Here is a 19,524-nt window from a genome sequence, read left to right as displayed (position 1 = left end):
AATGGTCATTGTGGTCACATTGGTCAAATCTTTCAAATTAATGACCGAGGTCAGGATTGTAAAATTATTCAAATTGAAGTTTCATTTTGGCTCATGACTAACTCACCAATTGTTCACTTGTTTTACCAAATCTCCGCTCACGACCTTGATAGTCAAGTATAGCTTCGTAAAGATTTTCTTTCCGAAAGTCGGGCCAGCGAACATTGGTAAAATAAAGTTCAGCATAGGCAAGTTGATACAAAAGGAAATTGCTGATGCGGTATTCGCCGCTGGTTCGTATCATCAATTCTGGGTCAGGAAAAGCACTGGTGGTCAGGTGTTTCTGAAGAATATCCTGGTCTATTTCCTCCACTTTCAGGTTGCCTTTTTTTACTTCGTGGGCAATTGACTTTACAGCATTAAGCAATTCCCAACGGCCGCTATAGCTAAGCGCCATAATGAGGTTGAGCCCTGTATTGTCTTTGGTAAATTCCAATGCTTCATTGAGTTCCTTACGGGCATAATCGGGCAGCATATTCATATCTCCGATCACATGCAGACGGATATTATTTTTATCCAGGCTTTCAACTTCCTTTCTGATCGTCGTCACCAATAATTCCATCAACCCTACTACTTCATACTCAGGACGGTCCCAATTTTCGGTACTGAAAGCATAAAGGGTGAGATATCCAATCCCAAGTTCAGCACAACCCTCTACAATATTGCGTACACTTTCTACTCCATGAAAATGGCCAAAAAGCCTGTCCTCTCCTTTCTCTTTTGCCCAGCGACCATTTCCATCCATAATGATAGCGATATGGCGGGGCAAATATGACTTATCGATATGTTCTAATAACTGAGACATGATGCTATGAACGCAAAAGTAAAGAGAATTGAATTTGTGTTTAGTTAAAAGATATAATCAAAAAAACCGGCGATCATTGCCGTGGCTACTTTTATTATAATCGTTTAATACGCTATAATCTATCCATCAAATAATCAGTAACTCAATTTGCCGTAGGACATTTATACGATTGGAGGTTGAATGTAACATGGAACATGGCAGTTACAAACTGATCTTTTTGCTGGTCATTACCACGCTGACGGCCGTCAATGCCGATTGGTTCGCCCAATTCGTAAGAACGGTCATGGAGTAAATAACCATTGGAAGCACTACCATCCGGATTAGCAGGAAATACCGCCGCAGCATTCACATAAGTCATGCTTACATCATCAAGGTAATCCGTATTTGTAAATCGGTGTAAGATCTCAAAACCAATATTGATACGGTCGTTGAGTGCATATTTTATACCCACGCCAAGAGGAATACACATAGCTGTAGAACCATATTGCTTGCGGTCTGGATATAATGAGCTCCCCTGCCCTTCCGTTCCTAACTGGCGCAGCAGAACTTTTTCGCCACGCAGATAGGCAAAGGGATCGTAACTGAATACACCTACACCTATTGTGATATAAGGAGTAAAACTGTACTCCGGCTCACCGGGCATAAAGCGGAAAAAATTAAAATCACCCTGCAGTGAAAGTTCCCATACATTGGTATTGAAACTCAGGTTGCGGGTAAGCATGGTCGTATTATGTGTATTGTAACGGTCAGAATAACCCAGTCTCGCATAGCTGGCACTTACTCTTGCTGCGATATAGTTACCAAAATTTTTACGAAAAAAAACAGTGCCGGCCATTTTAGGCCGGTTAATTTTTGCCCTCGTGTTCAGGTCGCCAAAATAATGGCCGACACCAAGGCCGAGGCCAAATTCACCTTCCTGCTTTACAGCATCCTGAGCCTGCATTTGTGTGGAAGCAAAACAACATAAACCAACAATAAGCGTAGCAAAAAAATTTCTCATATCCTGAATTGAAATACCGTATTTCTAAGAACGATAAAAATAGCTATTTTCTTTTATCGGGTAGCAAATTTTACCTGTTAAAAATTGAAAATGGCCACAGCTAAACTGCCCTTTGAGGGGTTAATTTCTTTTATCCAGGCCCCAGGTGAGTTTATTGCGGAGGGTTTGCAGAAAGTTATTCTCGCTGAGCCGCACCAGTTGAACTGTAAACTCTTCTTTGCGTACCGCCAGTTGAATATTCCGGTTGATGATCTCACGGCGGCTATCCATCGCCACTATAATGTTTTCATCCCGGCTTTCCACTTCAAAGGATATGATATTAGAATCAGGCACTACTATCGGACGTACATTAAGGTTGTGCGGTGCTACGGGGGTAATTACAAAATTGCCGCTGTCAGGAAATATGATGGGGCCATTACAGCTTAATGAATAACCTGTACTACCCGTTGGTGTCGCTACGATCAAACCATCAGCCCAATAAGTATTTAAAAATTCGCCATTGACGTAAGTATGAATTTTTATCATAGAAGCTACATCTCTTTTATGAATTGCAAATTCATTTAAGGCATAGGGTATTTCTCCGAATAGCGGCGCATCGGCATCGAGATGAATAAGGCTCCGCTTATCTACCACATGTGTACGTTTGGCAATTGCCTTTACTGCAGTCGCCACTTCATTTCGACCAATACCTGCGAGAAAGCCGAGGCGGCCGAAATTGATTCCCATAATCGATATCTTTTTATCACGAACCAGAGTGATGGTATCGAGCAGGGTCCCATCACCACCAAGGCTAATAATGAATTCCACATCTGCATTCAGGTCGGCTGATGCAGAAAATGTTTCTGTGGTAGAAGGAAAATTTATTTTTCCGTGTATCTCATTAAAAAAAGGAAGAAAAACGACCGGAGTAATTTTTTGTTTGTCGAGCTCATCAAAAAACAATTGCACATCATCATGCTGTTCATCGATCATTACCCGGCTGTATATTGCTGCTTTCATTTATCAGAATTAGGTGAATAGCGAACAATATGTTATTTATTAATTATAGTGGATGTAGAAATTTTTCTACTAAAAAGTTGTTCGCCTGTGTAAAAATAGCCCGTTTTGGCCTAATTGGTTGAATGACCATTCGAGTTTGAGTACAAAATCATAAAATGTAACGATATCAATACCGAAACCTGCGGAGCTTAACAGGCGGTTGGATAATACATTTTCCTTCGCATCAGGGTGATGAACATACCCGGTATTGCCGAATACTTTTCCATAAATTCGGAAGGGTATCCTTTTATTATCTGTCAATTTATTTTGCGGGATGCCGATATTGAACCTGAGTAACTCTTTTGTAAAACTTGCTTTAATATAAACGCCGGCCACACCATCTATCACATAATATTCATAGCCCTGCATAAATACATCACTGTAACCAAGCATCTGTTGATTGGAGAACGGTTGCTTGAAGGGTAGTTTTATCGCAGCAAAACTCCTGAGATTAATAAAGGTTTTATTATTCAGCGGCCAATAGCCAGATGCTTTTAATGCCAGTTGCCAGAGGTTGATTTGCTGGTTCAGTCCTTTTTTGTATAATGAAAATTCTGTGGCATATCCTTTTGTCGGGTAAGGATTATAATCGAGATTAAAATACTGCATGATGTAATAAAATTCCGGGTAGGCTATTTCATTTCTTTCATTCGGATAATAAGAGGGGTTTAACGTTAGTATAGTATCATTTACTTTTTCACTAATAAAATTGAACCCAAAACGATGTTTAGTTCGGATCGCTTTGCGATAACTGAGTTCAAACCCAGCCCTTGTAAAATGATAGAGATAATTGTCATTGTCATTCAGGAACTGTTGTTTATTATTCAGTGTAGAATAATTTACTTCTCTTGTTTTACCGGTTGATGCAGAAACTTTTAACCCGAATCTCATTTTTTTATCTATGAAAGGTCTTTCATAACTAAATGACGCCTGTTTTGTATATCCTGTCATAAAGGTTGTCTTCAGCTTATCATTTCGGCCGGTAATATTATTATAATTTATTTTGAAACCGTAGTTTGTCCTATCAAGCCTTGCATGTTGTTCAAATAGCCATTGATTAAGATTCCGATCAACTGGCTTCAGGTAAGGTAATGGAAATATATACCATCGTTCTGTTACTGCAACCAGCACATCTATTTCACTTCCTTCAAATTCTTTTAATGAAATAATTGCATCATGAAATAAAGCTGTGTTCATTAAAAGACTTTTAGACAACTCAAACTTATTTGTCAGGTCCTGCAGCGTATATTGTTCGTCTTTTTTAAATACCAGCTCCCGAAGGATAATGCTTTCCCTTGTTTTTTTATTACCCGTTATAAAAATATTTCTTACGGTAAAAATGGTGTTGGAATATGGTTGGGCATCTTTAACAAGCCTGGCTGTTGTTGCAGATGAGTCTTCTGCCGGCTGCCCTAACTGCGACTGCGCATTTACATAGGCCCCGGAAAAAACGATAACAATCGCAAAAAGATATTTATAAAGTCCAAGCATTGGTTTTCTACACTGGCGACTAAATTACCGGCTTTTGTTCAGATTCCATACCCTATAGGTGGATATGAATTTTAATGGCTTAATAGATAAGTAAAGCCATCAGATTTTAAGGTAATTCATGAGGTTTTCATAGTTACTCCGCACTTCGTTTTCGTACAATTCCTCGCCGAAGTAATACTTTACATTATACTCATGTCTTTGCAAGGATGATACCAGATCGGCCACATCAGCTTTATTGATCTTTATGGTAACCATCATCAGCCCGGTTGAGCTGTCAGTAGAGGTATTTAATTGTGTGATCTGTGCATCATTGTTTTCCACCAGGCGGCTCAGCTCATTAAATGAATATTGTTTGGGATCCATTTCCAGCACCACAATACCGCCGGGTTCGTTCAGGCTCATAAAGGCGGAAGCATTTTTCAATAAATCCGTTTTAGTAATACAACCGAGCAGTTCATTATCCTCATTAACGACTGGCATTATTGAAAGGTCATTTTCCACTGTTTCCTGGATAGCAGAAAGCAGGTGTTCATTGTCTTTAACTGATATATTGACAAAGCCCTGTTGAAGAGTTTCCACGGCTGCATTATCATCTTCTGCATGTAACAATATTTCTTCACTTACCAGCCCTGCAAATTTTTCATCCTCCACTACCGGCAGATGAGCAATATGATAGTCATTCATCATTTGCAGTGCATGATAGATTGTATCATGCATTTTCAGATGGGGTAATGTTTGCGTAAGCAAATCACGGGATAACATGGATAGCGGCATTTATATTATATGAGACACCTACACTTAGCTAATTGTTGCAGGCTCATTCAGTTTTTTCAAAAATTTGTGCAGGATGGCATTGAACTCATCCGGAACTTCCATCATAGGGGCATGCCCGCATTTATCAATAAAATACAGTTCGCTGTTTGGCATCAGCTTATTAAACTCCTTGGCTACAAAAGGCGGTGTGATGGTATCATTATTTCCCCATATCAGCAATGTCGGCAGTTTTACTTTACTTAATTCGGAGCCGAGATTATTGCGGATTGCACTTTTTGCCAGTGCAATAATTTTTATTGCTTTTATCCGGTTGTTCACAATAGCATAAACTTCATCTACCAATTCCTTGGAGGCTGTTTTCGGATCATGAAAAGTCAGTTCTGTTTTGGTTTTGATGTATTCATAATCGCCACGTTTGGGATAGCTGTCTCCCATTCCGTTTTCAAATAAACCAGAACTGCCGGTAAGTATCAATGATTTTATTTTTTCCGGATGCTTCAGTACATGAATCAGCCCAACATGGCCACCCATTGAGTTACCAAGCAGGTGAATATTTTCATAGCCTCTTGCATCAATAAACTTAAGCACGAATTTCGCCAACCCACCAACTGATGTATGTAAAATATCAAGATCGTATAAAGGCAACAGGGGTACTATAACCTTATTATAGTTTTTGAAATAACTAATAAGCGGTTCAAAATTGCTGAGTGCACCAAACAGGCCATGCAGCAGGATGAGCGGCTCACCCTCCCCTTCTTCTACAAATCTGAACTTATCCTGTTGTTTGATTTCGAATTGCATTCCGTATGGCAGTTAATTTCTGCTAAAATAGCTTATTTGCTGCAATAATAAGTTGTATTGAAGGAATAATCAAAGACTGTTTTTTGTAAATGAAAATGAGTTGTAAAACCGGGATGAAATAAAAAATTTAAGGCTTTGGAATATCGGTTGACACTTTGCCAAAAAATTCTTCCAACTGTGAAAACATATCCCTAAAAATTGGAATAATTTTCCCAAATGCATTGATGGCTTTGGGTCCCCAGGGCTGAACATATTCGTAAGTTACAGACTCCTTCAATGTCTCTGGTTTTATCAACTTCACTTGCTCAGCATAAAAAAGCAATACACTAAAAACCGTAATGTACAGCAACAGGTAGAATATAATACCACCGATCCGGTTCACCCATCCGAGCATTACAGCCTGTACTGATTTTTCGATTGCTTTGGCACCAAGATGAACAAGAATAATTACAATTATAAAAACAACAATAAAGGAAATTACCGGTAGCCATTGATCAGAAACTTTTACCGTTTTTCCGATATAACCCGCCACCACTGCTGATAATTTTAATGCTGCCGCCAACCCAACAAAAAAAGCAACAAAGGAAAATACGGCAACTATCAATCCTTTCTGAAACCCTTTGATAACAGCAAACACAATAATTATAGAGAAGATGATATCTAAAACCATTTATTGATTTGCTGTTTAACGCCTGATTTGACGAACTTATTCTGGTAACAGAAACATTTAACACTAAAAATTACGACAGCAATTCTTTTACCAATGCTGAAATCGTTTTACCATCTGCTTTGCCAGCAAATTTTTTAGTAGCTGCTCCCATTATTTTTCCCATATCCGCCGGTGATGATGCTCCTACTTCTGCAATGATTAGTTTCAGCTCAGCCTTTAATTCATCTGGTGACATTTGTTTTGGTAAAAATTTTTCAATCACATCAATTTCTTCTTTTTCTTTTTGCGCAAGGTCTGCCCGGTTTTGCTGTGTAAAAATTTCCAATGAATCTTTCCGTTGCTTTACCAATTTCTGTAACAGTTTTATTTCATCTTCTTCTTTCAATTCACCCCCTCCGCCTTCTGATGTTTTTGCAAGCAGGATCGCAGCCTTCACAGCCCGAAGGCTGCGCAATCCTTTTTCATCTTTAGCCAGCATGGCTGTTTTCAATTCGGTCATTATTTTTTGCTCGAGTGACATAACTTAGTTATTTAAAATGTGAATTGATTTTTTAATCTGCCTTATTTTCTTTCAACTGCTTTTCACGAAACTTATTGTAAAAATCTTTTGCAAATACTTTCATTTCATCCACCATTTCATGATGGTTAGTAGCACGGCCATATGTATCCGCCATGGTCATCATGGTCTGGTAAAAAAAATCAGCCATTTCATCTACCATCATATCTTTTGTCCAGAGATCGATCCGTAAAGCGGTTTTGTCAGCCCCATCCCACAATGCCAGCATAAATGCTTTTGCTTTTTGGGCATTCTCGATTGTTGTATCCGAAGCTGACCATGTAATTGATGCCGGGACTTTATTCTCATCTAGCCCAACATTGATCTTTATAGTTGAAGTACTCATAGTATTTTTTGTGGGGGCAAAGGTAACAGAATCAGGCCATCGCTTTTTCAATTGCCTGCCATAATAATGTAGCGGATTTTTCAGCTGTATACCCCGTAATTACCAGTTTTTCTTTTTCAATGACTTTTTTTCTTGCTGATTCGTCTTTAAATAGATACATCATCTTAGAAGCCAACTCAGAAAAGTCACCTGGGTTAAAATATAATGCTGCATCACCTGCTATTTCCTGTGAAGCGGTTTTTGCAGCAACTATTACTGGAGTTGCGCATTGCATAGCTCTTACGGTATAAAAAGCAGAATCATCATAATAAGATGGAATTACTATAGCATAAGCAGTTTCAGCAAGCATAAGTTCCTCCTCATGCGATGTTGGTTGATATAATAATACATCTTTCCTGTATTTATAATTATCAAGATGTTTATTAAAACTATTTTCCGCTTGGCCAGTGATGATCAAAAGCATATTGCTTTGCTGCATTTTTTTAAACCCTGAAAATGCTTTCAGCAGGTTAAGCAGTTCTTCATCCGTATGATGTTCACCTTGTGCCAGGAAAAATGATTTATCACCCGCCAGTTTTTTTATAAGCTGTGTTTTCTTTTGCTTACCAGGCGAAATATTTTTACCCGGTGTGCAATGAAGAGTAAAAATTTTACCAGGTTCTATACCAAATTTATCTTTTAAAATTTTCTGCATTTGCAACGAAGGCACTACAACTGTGTTTGCTTTTTTTAAAAACCCACGCATATATCTTCTTAAAAAAAACAATTGTGTTTTACTGAACATACCCGGATAATGCATGTGTTGTAAACCGGGTAGTATCATACATTGAGGAATTTTTAGTTTTGCTGAAACAAGACCTGAAGCGATAAAAACATCTGCCTTAATTTTTTTTAAAACAGCCGGAACTGTAATGTTCAGCCACCATTTCCATAGCAGGGAATTATCAGATGGGTATTGAAGATAAACTGTGCTACAGTTAGAAAACGGTTTTGCCAGGTCGCCTTCTGTGTCATCAGTTAGTAAAATAAATTCATGTTCAGGGTGTGCGGCAATTACGTTTCGGGTTGTTTCTTCAATAAAATCACTATACCCTTTATTGAAACCGGCCGGGAATATTTTATTGTAAACAGCGATCCGCATTTGACAAAGTTAATCGTCAACCCTGACTGTAATTAAATTATTAGCTCTCAACACTCATGAAAAAAAATCGTACGTATTTCCTGCAAGTTCATACGGGCTATTCTACTTAGATTTTTATCAGGTAAAACATATTCATATGAGTCATGATTTAAAGATATAATTACAGTTTGTTTGCACGAATTACGATAAGCGGAATATGGAGATTTTTCAATTGGAATGAATTGATTCGTTCACTACATTTACAGTACCATTAATCGTTACCGAAATAAAGCCCAAAATAAAATGTGATCAAACCTAACTGTTGGTATCATATTTGCACAATTCCGGCGGCGATTTACTAAAAACAATTTGATAAGAATACGATTGAAAAAAGGATAAGGCTAAAATAAAAACAGGTCGTCTGTCCTTTCCTGTGTCAATCAACTTTCTATAAACGACCTCTTAGGTGGAAGAGGATGGTGGCTTGTAAAAGGGGCCCGGGTTCGGGGCCCCTTCCTTTTTAAATACCTCAACAGAATTTATGCAGTCTCCAGCTTAAGGTTATTAAACTTTAAACATTAAACACGAATAGCTACATTTGCCTCAATTATTATCTATGATAGAAGATATGGAGTACAATACCACGAGGAACGAATTAATAATGCGTGAATATGGTAGACATGTACAAAAAATGATAGAACATGTGCTAACTATTGAAGATGCTGAACGTCGTCAGCGGAATGCACAATCTGTAATTGAACTGATGGGTTTTTTAAACCCCCACCTGAAAAATGTAGAAGACTTTCGTCATAAACTTTGGGATCATCTTTTTCTGATCTCGGATTTTAAACTGGATGTAAGATCTCCTTACCCGATTCCTACTGAGGAAACGCTGAAAGCAAAACCACACCCGTTAAAATATCCGAAACGTCATCCTAAATTTTCACATCTTGGAAAAAACCTTGAAGTGATCATTCAGAAAGCGCTGAACGAAACTGATCCTGATAAACGTTTGGGTTTTGCAAATGTGATCGCTTATTACATGAAGCTAGCGTATAACACCTGGCATAAAGAACTGGTGCATGATGATGCTATTCAAAGTGAACTTACAAATATCACCGAAGGTCAATTGACATTTACCAATACTCCTTTTGTAAAAGCTTACAGGCATCAACCTGAGGACAGCAGAGGAGGCCGTGGGGGATATGGAAAACCAAAAGGAAAATTTCAGCATCGTGGTGGTAGTAATGGTGGTGGTCGCAGGGATGGCAGAGATAATCGTGGCGGCGGTGGCGGAGGATTTAAGAAGAAGAGATATTAAGTTATTTGATTAATACATTGATTGGTTGATCGGGTTTCCTGATCAACCTTTTTTTATTATTACCTTGCGAACATTCAAATTTTAAGCATGAACTCATTCGAAGTACGAGGCGGGAAAAAATTATCCGGAGAAATAACACCACAGGGAGCAAAGAATGAAGCGTTGCAGATCATCAGCGCTGTTTTATTAACGCCGGAAAAAATTACTATTACTAATATCCCTGATATTCTCGATGTAAATCTCCTGATTGAACTGCTGGGCGAGATGAATGTAAAAATTGAAAGACCACAACGGGATACCTGCATATTCCAGGCAAATGATGTAAATGTTGATTACCTGCATAGCGATGCATTTAAAAAGAAAAGCGGAAAGCTTCGTGGTTCTGTTATGTTAGCCGGCCCGATGCTGGCACGTTTTAAAAAAGCATTTATACCAAAACCCGGTGGCGATAAAATCGGAAGAAGAAGATTAGATACACATATTATCGGTTTTGAAAAATTAGGCGCTGCATTTAATTATCATGCAGAAGATGGTTTCTTTCATTTGGATGCAAAAAACTTAATGGGTACAAACCTTTTGCTTGATGAGCCATCAGTAACAGGAACTGCTAATATTGTAATGGCAGCATCAATGGCTGAAGGGATTACAAGGATCTATAATGCAGCCTGTGAACCTTATATACAGCAACTCTGCAGAATGCTGAACAGGATGGGCGCAAAGATCACCGGCGTCGGCAGTAATCTTATAATTATTGAAGGTGTAAAATATCTCGCAGGAACGGAACACCGCATGTTACCCGATATGATCGAAGTGGGTTCATTTATCGGACTGGCGGCAATGACTCAAAGCGATATCACCATTAAGAATGCTGGTATTGATCATCTCGGAATTATTCCTGAGAAATTTCAGCAGCTGGGTATTAAAATGAATTTTGTTGATGATGATATTCATATCCCTTCACAGGAATCTTATGAAATACAGAAATACTTAGATGGCGGAGTGCTTACTATTTATGATCATCCGTGGCCTGGCTTTACTCCTGATCTCTTGAGTATCGTTTTGGTAACGGCTATACAAGCCAACGGTAGTGTATTGATTCACCAGAAAATGTTTGAAAGCCGTTTGTTCTTTGTAGATAAGCTCATCGATATGGGTGCACGGATAATTCTTTGCGATCCTCATCGTGCTGTTGTTATTGGTTTGGAGCGGCAACAATCATTAAGAGGTATAACGATGAGCAGCCCCGATATACGTGCCGGCGTTGCGTTACTTATTGCTGCATTGAGTGCAGAAGGAAAAAGTGTGATTCAAAATATAGAACAGATCGACCGCGGCTATCAATATATTGATGAACGATTAAAAAAATTAGGAGCAGATATCAAACGTATTCAGTAAGCAACCCTGTTAAGTCCATTAACCATGATCACTGATATTTTCTCTCAACATATCACTCTTGAAAACGAAAGAGCTTTACTAAGGCCTATTGAAGAAAATGATTTCAACGATCTTCTTCCCTTTTCATTGAACGAACCGGAAATTTGGAAATACGGCTTACTTACTGCAGCCGGAGAAGATAACCTTCGCAATTATTTAAAGCTGGCTGTAAATAACCGCAACGAGAAAAAGGAATATACATTTATCGTTTTTGATAAAAAAGCAAAGGTCTATGCAGGCAGTACCCGTTTTTATGATATCCAGCAATCTTTTTTATCAGCACAACTTGGTTATACCTGGTATGGAAAAGATTTTCAGCGTACGGGATTGAACCGGCATTGCAAATTGTTGCTGCTGAGTTTTGTTTTTGAAGAATGGGAATTAGAGCGACTTGAGTTCCGTGCACATGCACAAAACTATAAAAGCATTGAAGCGATGAAAGCGATTGGTTGTACAATGGAAGGCACACTGCGTAGTCATATGCCCACCGTGTCCGGTGAAAGAAGAGATAGTGTTGTGCTAAGCATTTTGAAAAATGAATGGCTGAACGGAGTCAAAGAAAAGCTCATCGCAAAAACCTTATAGCATATTTACCCCTTAAGTAGTATTGTTTGCCGTCGGCTTATTAAATATCTTTAAGCCTGCATCAAACAATTTCTTATGAAATACATTCTGCAAGGATTGAAATTTTTGTGGAAGCTTATTACCAATCCTGATGTTTACCGCTTTACTTTACGTACACTCTGGCTGTTCTTTCCTTCATTTATTTTTTTATTCCTATGCTGGGTTGCATTCTGGAATATTTCGCAAGGCAAAGACCTGATGGTTTACACAATCGAACACCCGATGGTGTTTATCTTTTTCTTTATTGCCATTTTATTTTTTGCATTCACTATCTGGTATTCATCGCGGCTGGTAGCTAAGGCCAAGTTCTGGCAAAATAAATATTACTTATGGCTGAAATTAAGAGTACACATGCCGCGGTTACTGGGTTTTACTTCATTTACCATCATCATTCTTGCTTTCTTACAATTAAAAATTGATGAGTCACCTCAAACAAGCCGTGGCTGGGCATATATTTTATTTCTTCTCAGCATACCTTATTATTACCTGCTTGATTATATTAGTTACTATTTGGTGTTTGTAAAAAAGGTTTCGGGAAAAGCACTCTGGTTAGTTATTATCTGCCTGCTGGCTGTTTGTATGCTGGCAATATTTACATTAAATGCATTCACAGGCCTTATCGCAATGCTATTGGTATTACAATTAGCAATGGTGGTCTTTTTTATTTTCCGGCGCAGATATTTAGAAACCAGCGGCAAATATGCAGAAGCGCCAAAAGATCTCGACAAACTGAAAGGTTTTAAATTTTTACTAGCCAGTTTCAGACAGTTGTTTAATGATCCTGAAGAAAAATCTACTTTCAAGATTTTTAATTACATAGCGGTTGCCGCATTCATTATTTACATTATAGCCATTGCAAGGGTTGATACGGCTGTTTTTTTAGGATCGTTCCCTTTTATATTTCTTGCTTTTGGTGTGCTGGTCGGTTTTATCAATTTTATTTCCACTGTTTCGGTTTTTTCCCGCTTCAATTTTCATATTATCTATCTGGTAGCTGCATTTATTTTTGGCAATTTGCAGGAACCGCACAAAGTTGGATTGGTGAAAAAAGAAAATCCGGCAGTATTCTATTCAAAGCGGCAATTATTGAAAGAATATTTTAGTAATTGGGTAAAAGAACGGTTTAAAGATTCAGTTGCAGCCGGAACAAAACAGCCCGTTTATTTTGTATTGGCCGATGGCGGTGCATCACGTTCGGGTTATTGGGTGGCGAGTGTTTTGTCGAGAATAGAAGATAGTATCGGTAACAAATTTTCTGATAATCTTTTTTGTCTCTCGGGTGCATCCGGCGGCAGTGTAGGCAATGCTGCATTTTACAACTTACTTCGTTTTAAAAAGAACGGAGGAAAAGAATTTTCTTCTTTCCAGGATGAATCAAAAGCTTATCTCGGTTCAGATTTTTTGAGTTATACCCTGGCTCGTATGTTAGGCCCTGATTTTTTCCGTTATGTTTTCTTTCCATTTTTAACCGGTGTGAAAGACCGGGCCGATGCATTAACTACTGCATTGGAAAAAGTTTCCGATGACAGCACTGTTTTAGATAATTCATTTTCTGTTGGTATGTCTTCGTTAATTACACAAACTGGTCAACCAGCTAACCTCCCGATATTTTGCGTGAACACTACCCGGATGCAGGATGGTGCACCGGCTGTTATTAGCACCATTAATATGAACGAACGGTTTTTTAATAAACGGGTAGATGTATTGACCTTATTAAGTGAAGAAGAAGATTTAAGACTCAGTTCAGCAGTTGTGTTGGGTGCAAGTTTTCCTTATGTAAGTCCAGCCGGACGGATTGACAAACTAATAAAAGTAATAAACGAAGACAGCACTATAAAGAGTTACTATGAGCCGCATTATTTTGTTGATGGTGGATACTTTGATAATTCTGGTGCCGGTGTAGTAAATGAAATGATCATTGCTATGCGCCAGATGTTGGAAACTGATGCCTACCTGAAAACATTTAAAGACAAACTTGATTTCTTTGTCTTGCATATGACCAACGATCCTTTTCCCGGTGGCGATCCAATCCTGCACAAAATAAATCCACTGGTGAATGATTTGGCGGCCCCATTACAAACAATGGTCGGCTCCTACGCCAGCCAGACCAGCATTAATGATTCAAGACTGAAAAGTTATATGCTGAATAATTTTGGCGAAGGACATTATATTCCGTTCAACCTATATAAGGTCAAAGATAAAATGAGCTTTTCTATGAATTGGGTGATCTCAAAAAGAACCCTTGACAGTATGAATACAAGACTTGAACATTCAGCTGCAGTAGCAAAATTTATTAATGATCTTAAACCAAAAAATTAATTGCTGATACGTACAGAAGTTCCTGATGCTACCACCATCAGCATACTGCCACCGCTACCTACGGTTTCAAAATCAAGATCAACACCAATTACTGCATTGGCACCCATGCCCTGAGCTCTCTGCATCAGTTCGGTAATTGCATTTTGCCTCGCTTCCTGAAGCACTTTCTCATAAGTACCACTACGTCCACCGAAGAAATCACGCAGGCCGCCCATGATATCTTTTAAAAAGTTTGCGCCGATGATTACTTCGGCTGTTACAATGCCGATATACTCCTCTACATTTTTTCCCTGTAATGTCGATGTTGTTGAAACAATCATATTGTTTATTTTATTTAAAAATAACAAACACTGGGGGCATTTTTGCGCCGGGTTTTAATTAAATTCTTAAAATTGATTTGCTAGGATGAACAGTCATTCCGGAAATGCTATTTTTAAGTTACGTTTGCGCAAAATAACACACATGAAAAGGTTTTTTATCTCTTTCATCCTACTGATTAGCATCAGTATAAAGTCGGTGGCTGATGAGGGTATGTGGTTGCCGCTATTACTCGGGCAACAGGTATATAATGATATGGTAAAAAAAGGATTGAAGCTTACTAAAGATCAACTCTATAATATCAACAAAGCATCGTTGAAAGATGCCATTATTATTTTCGGCAGCGGCTGTACCGGCGAAATTGTAAGCAACCAGGGATTAATTTTTACCAACCATCATTGCGGCTACAATGCAATTGCTGGCGCCAGCACAGTAGATCATAACTATCTCGCTGATGGTTTCTATGCGAAAAATAAAGACGAGGAAATACCAACAACATTAACTATCCAGTTCCTGATGCGGATAGATGATGTAACTGCAGAAGTGATGGATAGCTTGAAAGGGCTAACCGGTGCTGATCGCTGGAAAAAACAAGCCGATGTACTGGCAGCCATCAATAAAAGAATGACTGACACGCTGCAGTCTATTGAAACAAGAGTAAGCCCTTTGTTCAAAGGCAACCAGTTTCTCGCATTCGTTTACCAGCGTTATAAAGATGTAAGATTGGTCGGGGCACCGCCTGAGAGTGTTGGTAAGTTCGGTGGCGATACTGACAACTGGGAATGGCCGCGGCATACAGGTGATTTTTCTGTTTTCCGCGTATACTCAACAGCTGATGGCAAACCTGCAAAATACAATGCACAAAATGTTCCGCTGAAACCAAAATGGTATTTGCCTGTTTCATTAAAGCCCTTAAAAGATGGCGACTTTGCAATGATCTGGGGCTATCCCGGTAGCACCAATCGCTATGAAACTTCTTACGGAATAAAACTCTCAACCGACATTAATAATCCGACACTCGTGAAGCTGCGTGATGCAAGACTGAAGTATATGTTTGAGGAAATGAAGAAAGACCCGGAGATCAAACTTCAACTTGCCTCAGATTATGCAAGCATTGCCAATTACTGGAAATTTTATGATGGTGAAACAAAACAATTGCTGAAGTATGATGTGTATGGGCAAAAGAAAACATTTGAAACTAAATTCAACACATGGGCAAAAGGAAAACCGGAATATGAAAACCTATTGGCTGACCTGGGAAAAGCATATGATGCATGGCGGCCTTATGCTATGCACCGGGTGTATATGATGGAAGGGATCAGCGGTTCCCCTCTTATTGCATTCGCAGGAACATTGCAAATGCTGGAAGCAGCATTGGTAAAAACAGATGCAAAACAAGCTGATGTAAAAAGAGCATTAGATGCCGCCATACAGGCAAGAGCAAGTTTTATAAAAACAGAGAACATAACGTCTGACCGGAACATTCTTGCTACTATTACTATGCTATTCTACAAAGACATTTCAAAAGATCAACACCCGATCGGTTTTTATTCCACATTGAAAAATATGTATGGCCCGCTGGATAATGAAGACACTTATAAAAAATATGCTGCTGATGTTTTCAGTAAAACAATGCTGCTGGATGATGCTAAATGGAAAGATTTTGTAAACAAACCCGATGCATTGAAACTTCAGGATGATCCTGCTTTTGCACATGCAAGCGCATTTTATAAAAATTACATGGGAAAATATCTTCCTTATTTCACCCAGTTTACGACAAAGAATAATGAAGCCGGAAGATTATACCTGAAAGGGATCATGGAAATGGATCCGGTTAAAGCAAAGATGATGTACCCGGATGCTACTTCTACTATGCGGGTAAGTTATGGTGCTGTAAAAAGCTACCGGCCGAGAGACGCAGTATTTTATGATTATGTAACAACCAGTAAAGGCCTGCTTGAAAAATATAAGGATGGCGATTATGAATTTGATCTGCCAGAAAAGCAAATTGAGCTACTGAAGAAAAAAGATTTTGGTCAATATGCTGATCCGGTTCGCAAAGACCTGGTGATCGGTTTTATTACCACTAATGATATTACAGGGGGCAATTCAGGTTCACCAGTATTAAATGGTAGCGGTGCATTAATGGGGCTTGCTTTCGATGGCAATTATGAAGCGCTTAGCCATAAGCTGGCCTTTGACAAAGACCTTAACCGCACTATTTGTGTCGATATCCGCTATGTACTTTGGTGTATTGATAAACTGGGCGGGGCTTCGCATATCATCAGCGAGCTGAAACTGGTGAAATAAAATATTTCTCAGTATTTATAAAGCCATCCTTAGTATTACGGATGGCTTTATTATTTTTATCATATATTTTACTGTGAGAAAAAATTCTGTCATACTATTCTTTTTGTTGCTTATTATCTCAGGCGATACCAATGCCCAAAGTCCCTGGAGTCTGGCTACTGATTTCAGTTTAATAAGAAGCCAGAAAGAAACTCAGCAGTTCTGGATATTCGGGCATACCATTAAAGTGGACTTTAATATCACACCGAGATCTGGTCCCTACGTTTTAGCTTCCTATTTTTTAAATGGCGAGTTTACCAATGATCTTACTGCAGATGCAAAATCAACAACTACAGCGCCGCAATCCATCTCTTTCCACAACAAAACTAAAATGGACCATAGGCACCTTAGTATTGGTTGGAAACATTATTTTCTTGGCCAATGCAATAAGGAAGAAGGATGGAGCCTCTATGGAACGGTCGGATTCGGGGTTTCGGGTGGAGAAATAGAAAATACATTTACTCCGGCTGTTGATACTGCTTTATACAAGGTGCCTCTTTTATACGGTCATTCAAGATTTAAACGACTGACGATTGATGCTGGCATTGGTTGGGATATGCAACTTTCCGGTGATATTTTTCTTTATAATGAGTTCAACGCATCCATTCCTACAACAGATTATCCAAATAATTATTTACTCGCCAATCGTTATGTTCCTTTATTGCTTTCTGTTAGCATTGGCTTACGGGTGTATATTGACTAAGCTTATTGGATCTTTACATCAAATCTTCCTTCTGTAACTCTAATGGGTTGCGGGTCGTTGTAAAGATTGATCATTTGCATCTGAAAAATTCCTGAGACAAAACGCTGAACAGTATCATAAGTTGTTATTGTAACTGTACCGGTATAAGAAGCAGACGTCATCCATTCATTTTGCGGGGTTATATTTCTTTTTACATAATAAACATAGCTGGCCCCGGCGTTAGGTGCAGACATCGTGGTATTAAAATTATAAGTGCCGGTAGCATTCATATTCTTAATAAAGATATCAAACTCTGTTTCGTTAGGTGAGGAAATAAAATTTCTTGCATTTATATAAAGATCCTTATCAGGTTCTTGCCTTGCTTCAAGTATTGCAGCACCGGGAAACACAGGATTCTTTTGCGGGCCCCAAATCGTTCCATCTATGCGGCAACCAAATGTATTAGCCCCGGTTTGAGTAGCGGGAGGCAGTTCGGTCACTTCTTTTTTACAGGAAAACAGGATCAAGACTACCAGGACTGGAACAATTTTCATAAATAAGGATTTAAGATAAAATGAATGGCTTTTGATTTTCGTATCCTGCCAAAACCGTGCAGGAATTTCCCATTTTCAAATTATCTTTCAGCCAAACCACCATTATGAGTGAAAATAAATTACATATCGACCGGGTAGATCTTTACAAATTGCTGATCCCACTTAAAGAACCATTTATTATTTCCCTCGGCGCCGAATACGATGCACAAAGTGTAATTGTCGTTATCAAAACAAAAGAAGGTATTACTGGCTTTGGTGAATGCAGCCCTTATGCATTTATCAATGGCGAAGTAGTGAATACTTGTATGGTGGTCGGGCAACTGCTTGCAAAAATTCTGAAACCTGAAGATCCACTGGATATAAAAAAATGTTTGCGTGTAATGGATGCTGTTATCTATGGCAACAGCAGCATCAAAAGTGCATTTGATATGGCTTTGCTGGATATTGCATCACAGCATGCAGGATTACCTTTATACAAATACCTGCGGAAACTGCGTAGAGAAATGAGATCGAAAGAAGATAAATGGAAAGTACCGGATGATGATAAACCGAAAAAAGAAATATATACCGATTATACTATCAGCCTAGGCGAACCAGATAAAATGGCGGCAGATGCTTTACGTTTTGCTAATATGGGTTTCCCGGTGATAAAAGTAAAAGTAGGTGGCGAACCAAAAAAAGATATTGAACGAGTAAAAGCAATTCGCAAAGCCATTGGTAAAGAGATACCATTACGCATCGATGCAAACCAGGGATGGAATTTAAAAGGCGCCATTAAAGTATTGAATGGAGTGAAAGGTTGCGATATACAATTTTGTGAAGAACCGATAGCAAGATGGAATTATATGAAGCTTCGCAAACTAAGAAAGAATAGTCCGATACCTATCATGTCAGACGAAACATGTGGTGATGAACATGATGCAGCAAGATTGGTTGAACTGGGTGCCTGTGATATGTTTAATATTAAACTCGGTAAATGCGGTGGCTTATACAATGCTCTTAAAATTATAAATATTGCCGAAGCCAATGCAATGCCATTACAGATCGGCGGATTTACTGAATCAAGATTAGGAATAACAGCCGAAGCACATCTTGCACATGTAGCCAATAATATTTTATATTATGATTTTGATACCCCGCTTATGTTTACCGAAGACCCGGTAAGCGGTGGTGCAGTGTACGGAGAAAATGGTTTAGTAACTGTAACTGAAACTCCCGGACTTGGGGCAACGATTGATTCAGCAAGATTGGAAAAGATGGAGAAGGTGTCGGTGTATTAAATT

Annotated in this window: 19 protein-coding genes; 7 read left to right on the top strand and 12 right to left on the bottom strand. The window is 38.7% G+C overall.

The annotated features are described in order from the left end of the window. Positions 1 to 97: 97 nt before the first annotated feature. From E6H07_06845 to E6H07_06800, 10 genes are all read right to left on the bottom strand, one after another. Positions 98 to 844, bottom strand: coding sequence for an isoprenyl transferase (locus tag E6H07_06845; protein TMI65622.1), 747 nt, complete (start codon positions 842 to 844; stop codon positions 98 to 100). A gap of 142 nt (positions 845 to 986) precedes the next feature. Further along, on the bottom strand, positions 987 to 1,844 hold the full coding sequence (locus E6H07_06840; GenBank protein ID TMI65621.1) for a hypothetical protein: 858 nt from the start codon (positions 1,842 to 1,844) through the stop codon (positions 987 to 989). A gap of 120 nt (positions 1,845 to 1,964) precedes the next feature. Continuing rightward, on the bottom strand, positions 1,965 to 2,843 hold the full coding sequence (locus E6H07_06835) for an NAD kinase (protein ID TMI65620.1): 879 nt from the start codon (positions 2,841 to 2,843) through the stop codon (positions 1,965 to 1,967). A gap of 69 nt (positions 2,844 to 2,912) precedes the next feature. Continuing rightward, positions 2,913 to 4,373, bottom strand: a complete 1,461-nt coding sequence (locus E6H07_06830) for a hypothetical protein (GenBank protein ID TMI65619.1) — start codon at positions 4,371 to 4,373, stop codon at positions 2,913 to 2,915. Positions 4,374 to 4,472: 99 nt separating this feature from the next. Next, positions 4,473 to 5,147, bottom strand: a complete 675-nt coding sequence (locus tag E6H07_06825) for a CBS domain-containing protein (protein ID TMI65618.1) — start codon at positions 5,145 to 5,147, stop codon at positions 4,473 to 4,475. Between the two features lie 24 nt (positions 5,148 to 5,171). Beyond that, positions 5,172 to 5,948, bottom strand: a complete 777-nt coding sequence (locus E6H07_06820) for an alpha/beta hydrolase (GenBank protein ID TMI65617.1) — start codon at positions 5,946 to 5,948, stop codon at positions 5,172 to 5,174. A gap of 127 nt (positions 5,949 to 6,075) precedes the next feature. Then, positions 6,076 to 6,618, bottom strand: coding sequence for a CvpA family protein (locus E6H07_06815; protein TMI65616.1), 543 nt, complete (start codon positions 6,616 to 6,618; stop codon positions 6,076 to 6,078). Positions 6,619 to 6,688: 70 nt separating this feature from the next. Beyond that, positions 6,689 to 7,138: a GatB/YqeY domain-containing protein gene (locus E6H07_06810; protein TMI65615.1), complete on the bottom strand. Its 450-nt coding sequence runs from the start codon at positions 7,136 to 7,138 to the stop codon at positions 6,689 to 6,691. A gap of 31 nt (positions 7,139 to 7,169) precedes the next feature. Continuing rightward, on the bottom strand, positions 7,170 to 7,520 hold the full coding sequence (gldC, locus tag E6H07_06805) for a gliding motility protein GldC (GenBank protein TMI65614.1): 351 nt from the start codon (positions 7,518 to 7,520) through the stop codon (positions 7,170 to 7,172). A 31-nt stretch (positions 7,521 to 7,551) separates the two neighbouring features. Beyond that, complete coding sequence (locus E6H07_06800) at positions 7,552 to 8,661, bottom strand: glycosyltransferase family 4 protein (protein TMI65613.1); 1,110 nt, start codon at positions 8,659 to 8,661, stop codon at positions 7,552 to 7,554. Positions 8,662 to 9,268: 607 nt separating this feature from the next. Here E6H07_06800 and E6H07_06795 point away from each other — a divergent pair. The 4 genes from E6H07_06795 (at position 9,269) to E6H07_06780 (ending at position 14,338) form a co-directional block, all read left to right on the top strand. Then, positions 9,269 to 9,961 carry a DUF4290 domain-containing protein gene (locus E6H07_06795; GenBank protein TMI66486.1) on the top strand — a complete coding sequence of 231 codons (693 nt, stop codon included), beginning with the start codon at positions 9,269 to 9,271 and terminating at the stop codon, positions 9,959 to 9,961. Positions 9,962 to 10,048: 87 nt separating this feature from the next. After that, a complete protein-coding gene (gene murA, locus E6H07_06790) occupies positions 10,049 to 11,356 on the top strand; it encodes a UDP-N-acetylglucosamine 1-carboxyvinyltransferase (protein ID TMI65612.1) in 1,308 nt (435 codons plus the stop codon). A 24-nt stretch (positions 11,357 to 11,380) separates the two neighbouring features. Beyond that, positions 11,381 to 11,980, top strand: coding sequence for a GNAT family N-acetyltransferase (locus E6H07_06785; GenBank protein ID TMI65611.1), 600 nt, complete (start codon positions 11,381 to 11,383; stop codon positions 11,978 to 11,980). 75 nt (positions 11,981 to 12,055) lie between these two features. Beyond that, positions 12,056 to 14,338 carry a hypothetical protein gene (locus tag E6H07_06780; GenBank protein ID TMI65610.1) on the top strand — a complete coding sequence of 761 codons (2,283 nt, stop codon included), beginning with the start codon at positions 12,056 to 12,058 and terminating at the stop codon, positions 14,336 to 14,338. Here the strand turns inward: E6H07_06780 and E6H07_06775 are convergent. Continuing rightward, the gene (locus tag E6H07_06775) at positions 14,335 to 14,658 is read right to left on the bottom strand and encodes a heavy metal-binding domain-containing protein (GenBank protein TMI65609.1); all 324 of its coding nucleotides are present in this window, start codon (positions 14,656 to 14,658) and stop codon (positions 14,335 to 14,337) included. The two genes, E6H07_06780 and E6H07_06775, sit on opposite strands and share 4 nt — an antisense overlap. 142 nt (positions 14,659 to 14,800) lie before the next feature. Here E6H07_06775 and E6H07_06770 point away from each other — a divergent pair, with 142 nt between their 5' ends. Both E6H07_06770 and E6H07_06765 read left to right on the top strand, forming a co-directional pair. After that, complete coding sequence (locus tag E6H07_06770) at positions 14,801 to 16,966, top strand: S46 family peptidase (protein TMI65608.1); 2,166 nt, start codon at positions 14,801 to 14,803, stop codon at positions 16,964 to 16,966. Positions 16,967 to 17,039: 73 nt separating this feature from the next. Then, a complete protein-coding gene (locus tag E6H07_06765) occupies positions 17,040 to 17,708 on the top strand; it encodes a hypothetical protein (protein ID TMI65607.1) in 669 nt (222 codons plus the stop codon). A 2-nt stretch (positions 17,709 to 17,710) separates the two neighbouring features. Here the strand turns inward: E6H07_06765 and E6H07_06760 are convergent, their stop codons facing one another. After that, positions 17,711 to 18,241, bottom strand: coding sequence for a hypothetical protein (locus E6H07_06760; GenBank protein TMI65606.1), 531 nt, complete (start codon positions 18,239 to 18,241; stop codon positions 17,711 to 17,713). A gap of 104 nt (positions 18,242 to 18,345) precedes the next feature. On the opposite strand from E6H07_06760, the gene E6H07_06755 reads away from it, so the two are divergent. Beyond that, a complete protein-coding gene (locus E6H07_06755; GenBank protein ID TMI65605.1) occupies positions 18,346 to 19,521 on the top strand; it encodes a dipeptide epimerase in 1,176 nt (391 codons plus the stop codon). Positions 19,522 to 19,524 lie beyond the last annotated feature (3 nt).

Source organism: Bacteroidota bacterium (genome assembly GCA_005882315.1).
In the GTDB taxonomy this organism is placed as follows: Bacteria; Bacteroidota; Bacteroidia; order Chitinophagales; family Chitinophagaceae; genus VBAR01.
This window is presented reverse-complemented; position numbering and strand designations above follow the sequence as displayed.

What these genes read in the sequence shown, in the direction of transcription:
- E6H07_06845 (TMI65622.1), bottom strand. Translation starts at nt 844, where the DNA reads ATGTCTCAGTTATTAGAACATATCGATAAGTCATATTTGCCCCGCCAT.
- E6H07_06840 (TMI65621.1), bottom strand. Translation starts at nt 1,844, where the DNA reads ATGAGAAATTTTTTTGCTACGCTTATTGTTGGTTTATGTTGTTTTGCT.
- E6H07_06835 (TMI65620.1), bottom strand. Translation starts at nt 2,843, where the DNA reads ATGAAAGCAGCAATATACAGCCGGGTAATGATCGATGAACAGCATGAT.
- E6H07_06830 (TMI65619.1), bottom strand. Translation starts at nt 4,373, where the DNA reads ATGCTTGGACTTTATAAATATCTTTTTGCGATTGTTATCGTTTTTTCC.
- E6H07_06825 (TMI65618.1), bottom strand. Translation starts at nt 5,147, where the DNA reads ATGCCGCTATCCATGTTATCCCGTGATTTGCTTACGCAAACATTACCC.
- E6H07_06820 (TMI65617.1), bottom strand. Translation starts at nt 5,948, where the DNA reads ATGCAATTCGAAATCAAACAACAGGATAAGTTCAGATTTGTAGAAGAA.
- E6H07_06815 (TMI65616.1), bottom strand. Translation starts at nt 6,618, where the DNA reads ATGGTTTTAGATATCATCTTCTCTATAATTATTGTGTTTGCTGTTATC.
- E6H07_06810 (TMI65615.1), bottom strand. Translation starts at nt 7,138, where the DNA reads ATGTCACTCGAGCAAAAAATAATGACCGAATTGAAAACAGCCATGCTG.
- gldC (TMI65614.1), bottom strand. Translation starts at nt 7,520, where the DNA reads ATGAGTACTTCAACTATAAAGATCAATGTTGGGCTAGATGAGAATAAA.
- E6H07_06800 (TMI65613.1), bottom strand. Translation starts at nt 8,661, where the DNA reads ATGCGGATCGCTGTTTACAATAAAATATTCCCGGCCGGTTTCAATAAA.
- E6H07_06795 (TMI66486.1), top strand. Translation starts at nt 9,269, where the DNA reads ATGGAGTACAATACCACGAGGAACGAATTAATAATGCGTGAATATGGT.
- murA (TMI65612.1), top strand. Translation starts at nt 10,049, where the DNA reads ATGAACTCATTCGAAGTACGAGGCGGGAAAAAATTATCCGGAGAAATA.
- E6H07_06785 (TMI65611.1), top strand. Translation starts at nt 11,381, where the DNA reads ATGATCACTGATATTTTCTCTCAACATATCACTCTTGAAAACGAAAGA.
- E6H07_06780 (TMI65610.1), top strand. Translation starts at nt 12,056, where the DNA reads ATGAAATACATTCTGCAAGGATTGAAATTTTTGTGGAAGCTTATTACC.
- E6H07_06775 (TMI65609.1), bottom strand. Translation starts at nt 14,658, where the DNA reads ATGATTGTTTCAACAACATCGACATTACAGGGAAAAAATGTAGAGGAG.
- E6H07_06770 (TMI65608.1), top strand. Translation starts at nt 14,801, where the DNA reads ATGAAAAGGTTTTTTATCTCTTTCATCCTACTGATTAGCATCAGTATA.
- E6H07_06760 (TMI65606.1), bottom strand. Translation starts at nt 18,241, where the DNA reads ATGAAAATTGTTCCAGTCCTGGTAGTCTTGATCCTGTTTTCCTGTAAA.
- E6H07_06755 (TMI65605.1), top strand. Translation starts at nt 18,346, where the DNA reads ATGAGTGAAAATAAATTACATATCGACCGGGTAGATCTTTACAAATTG.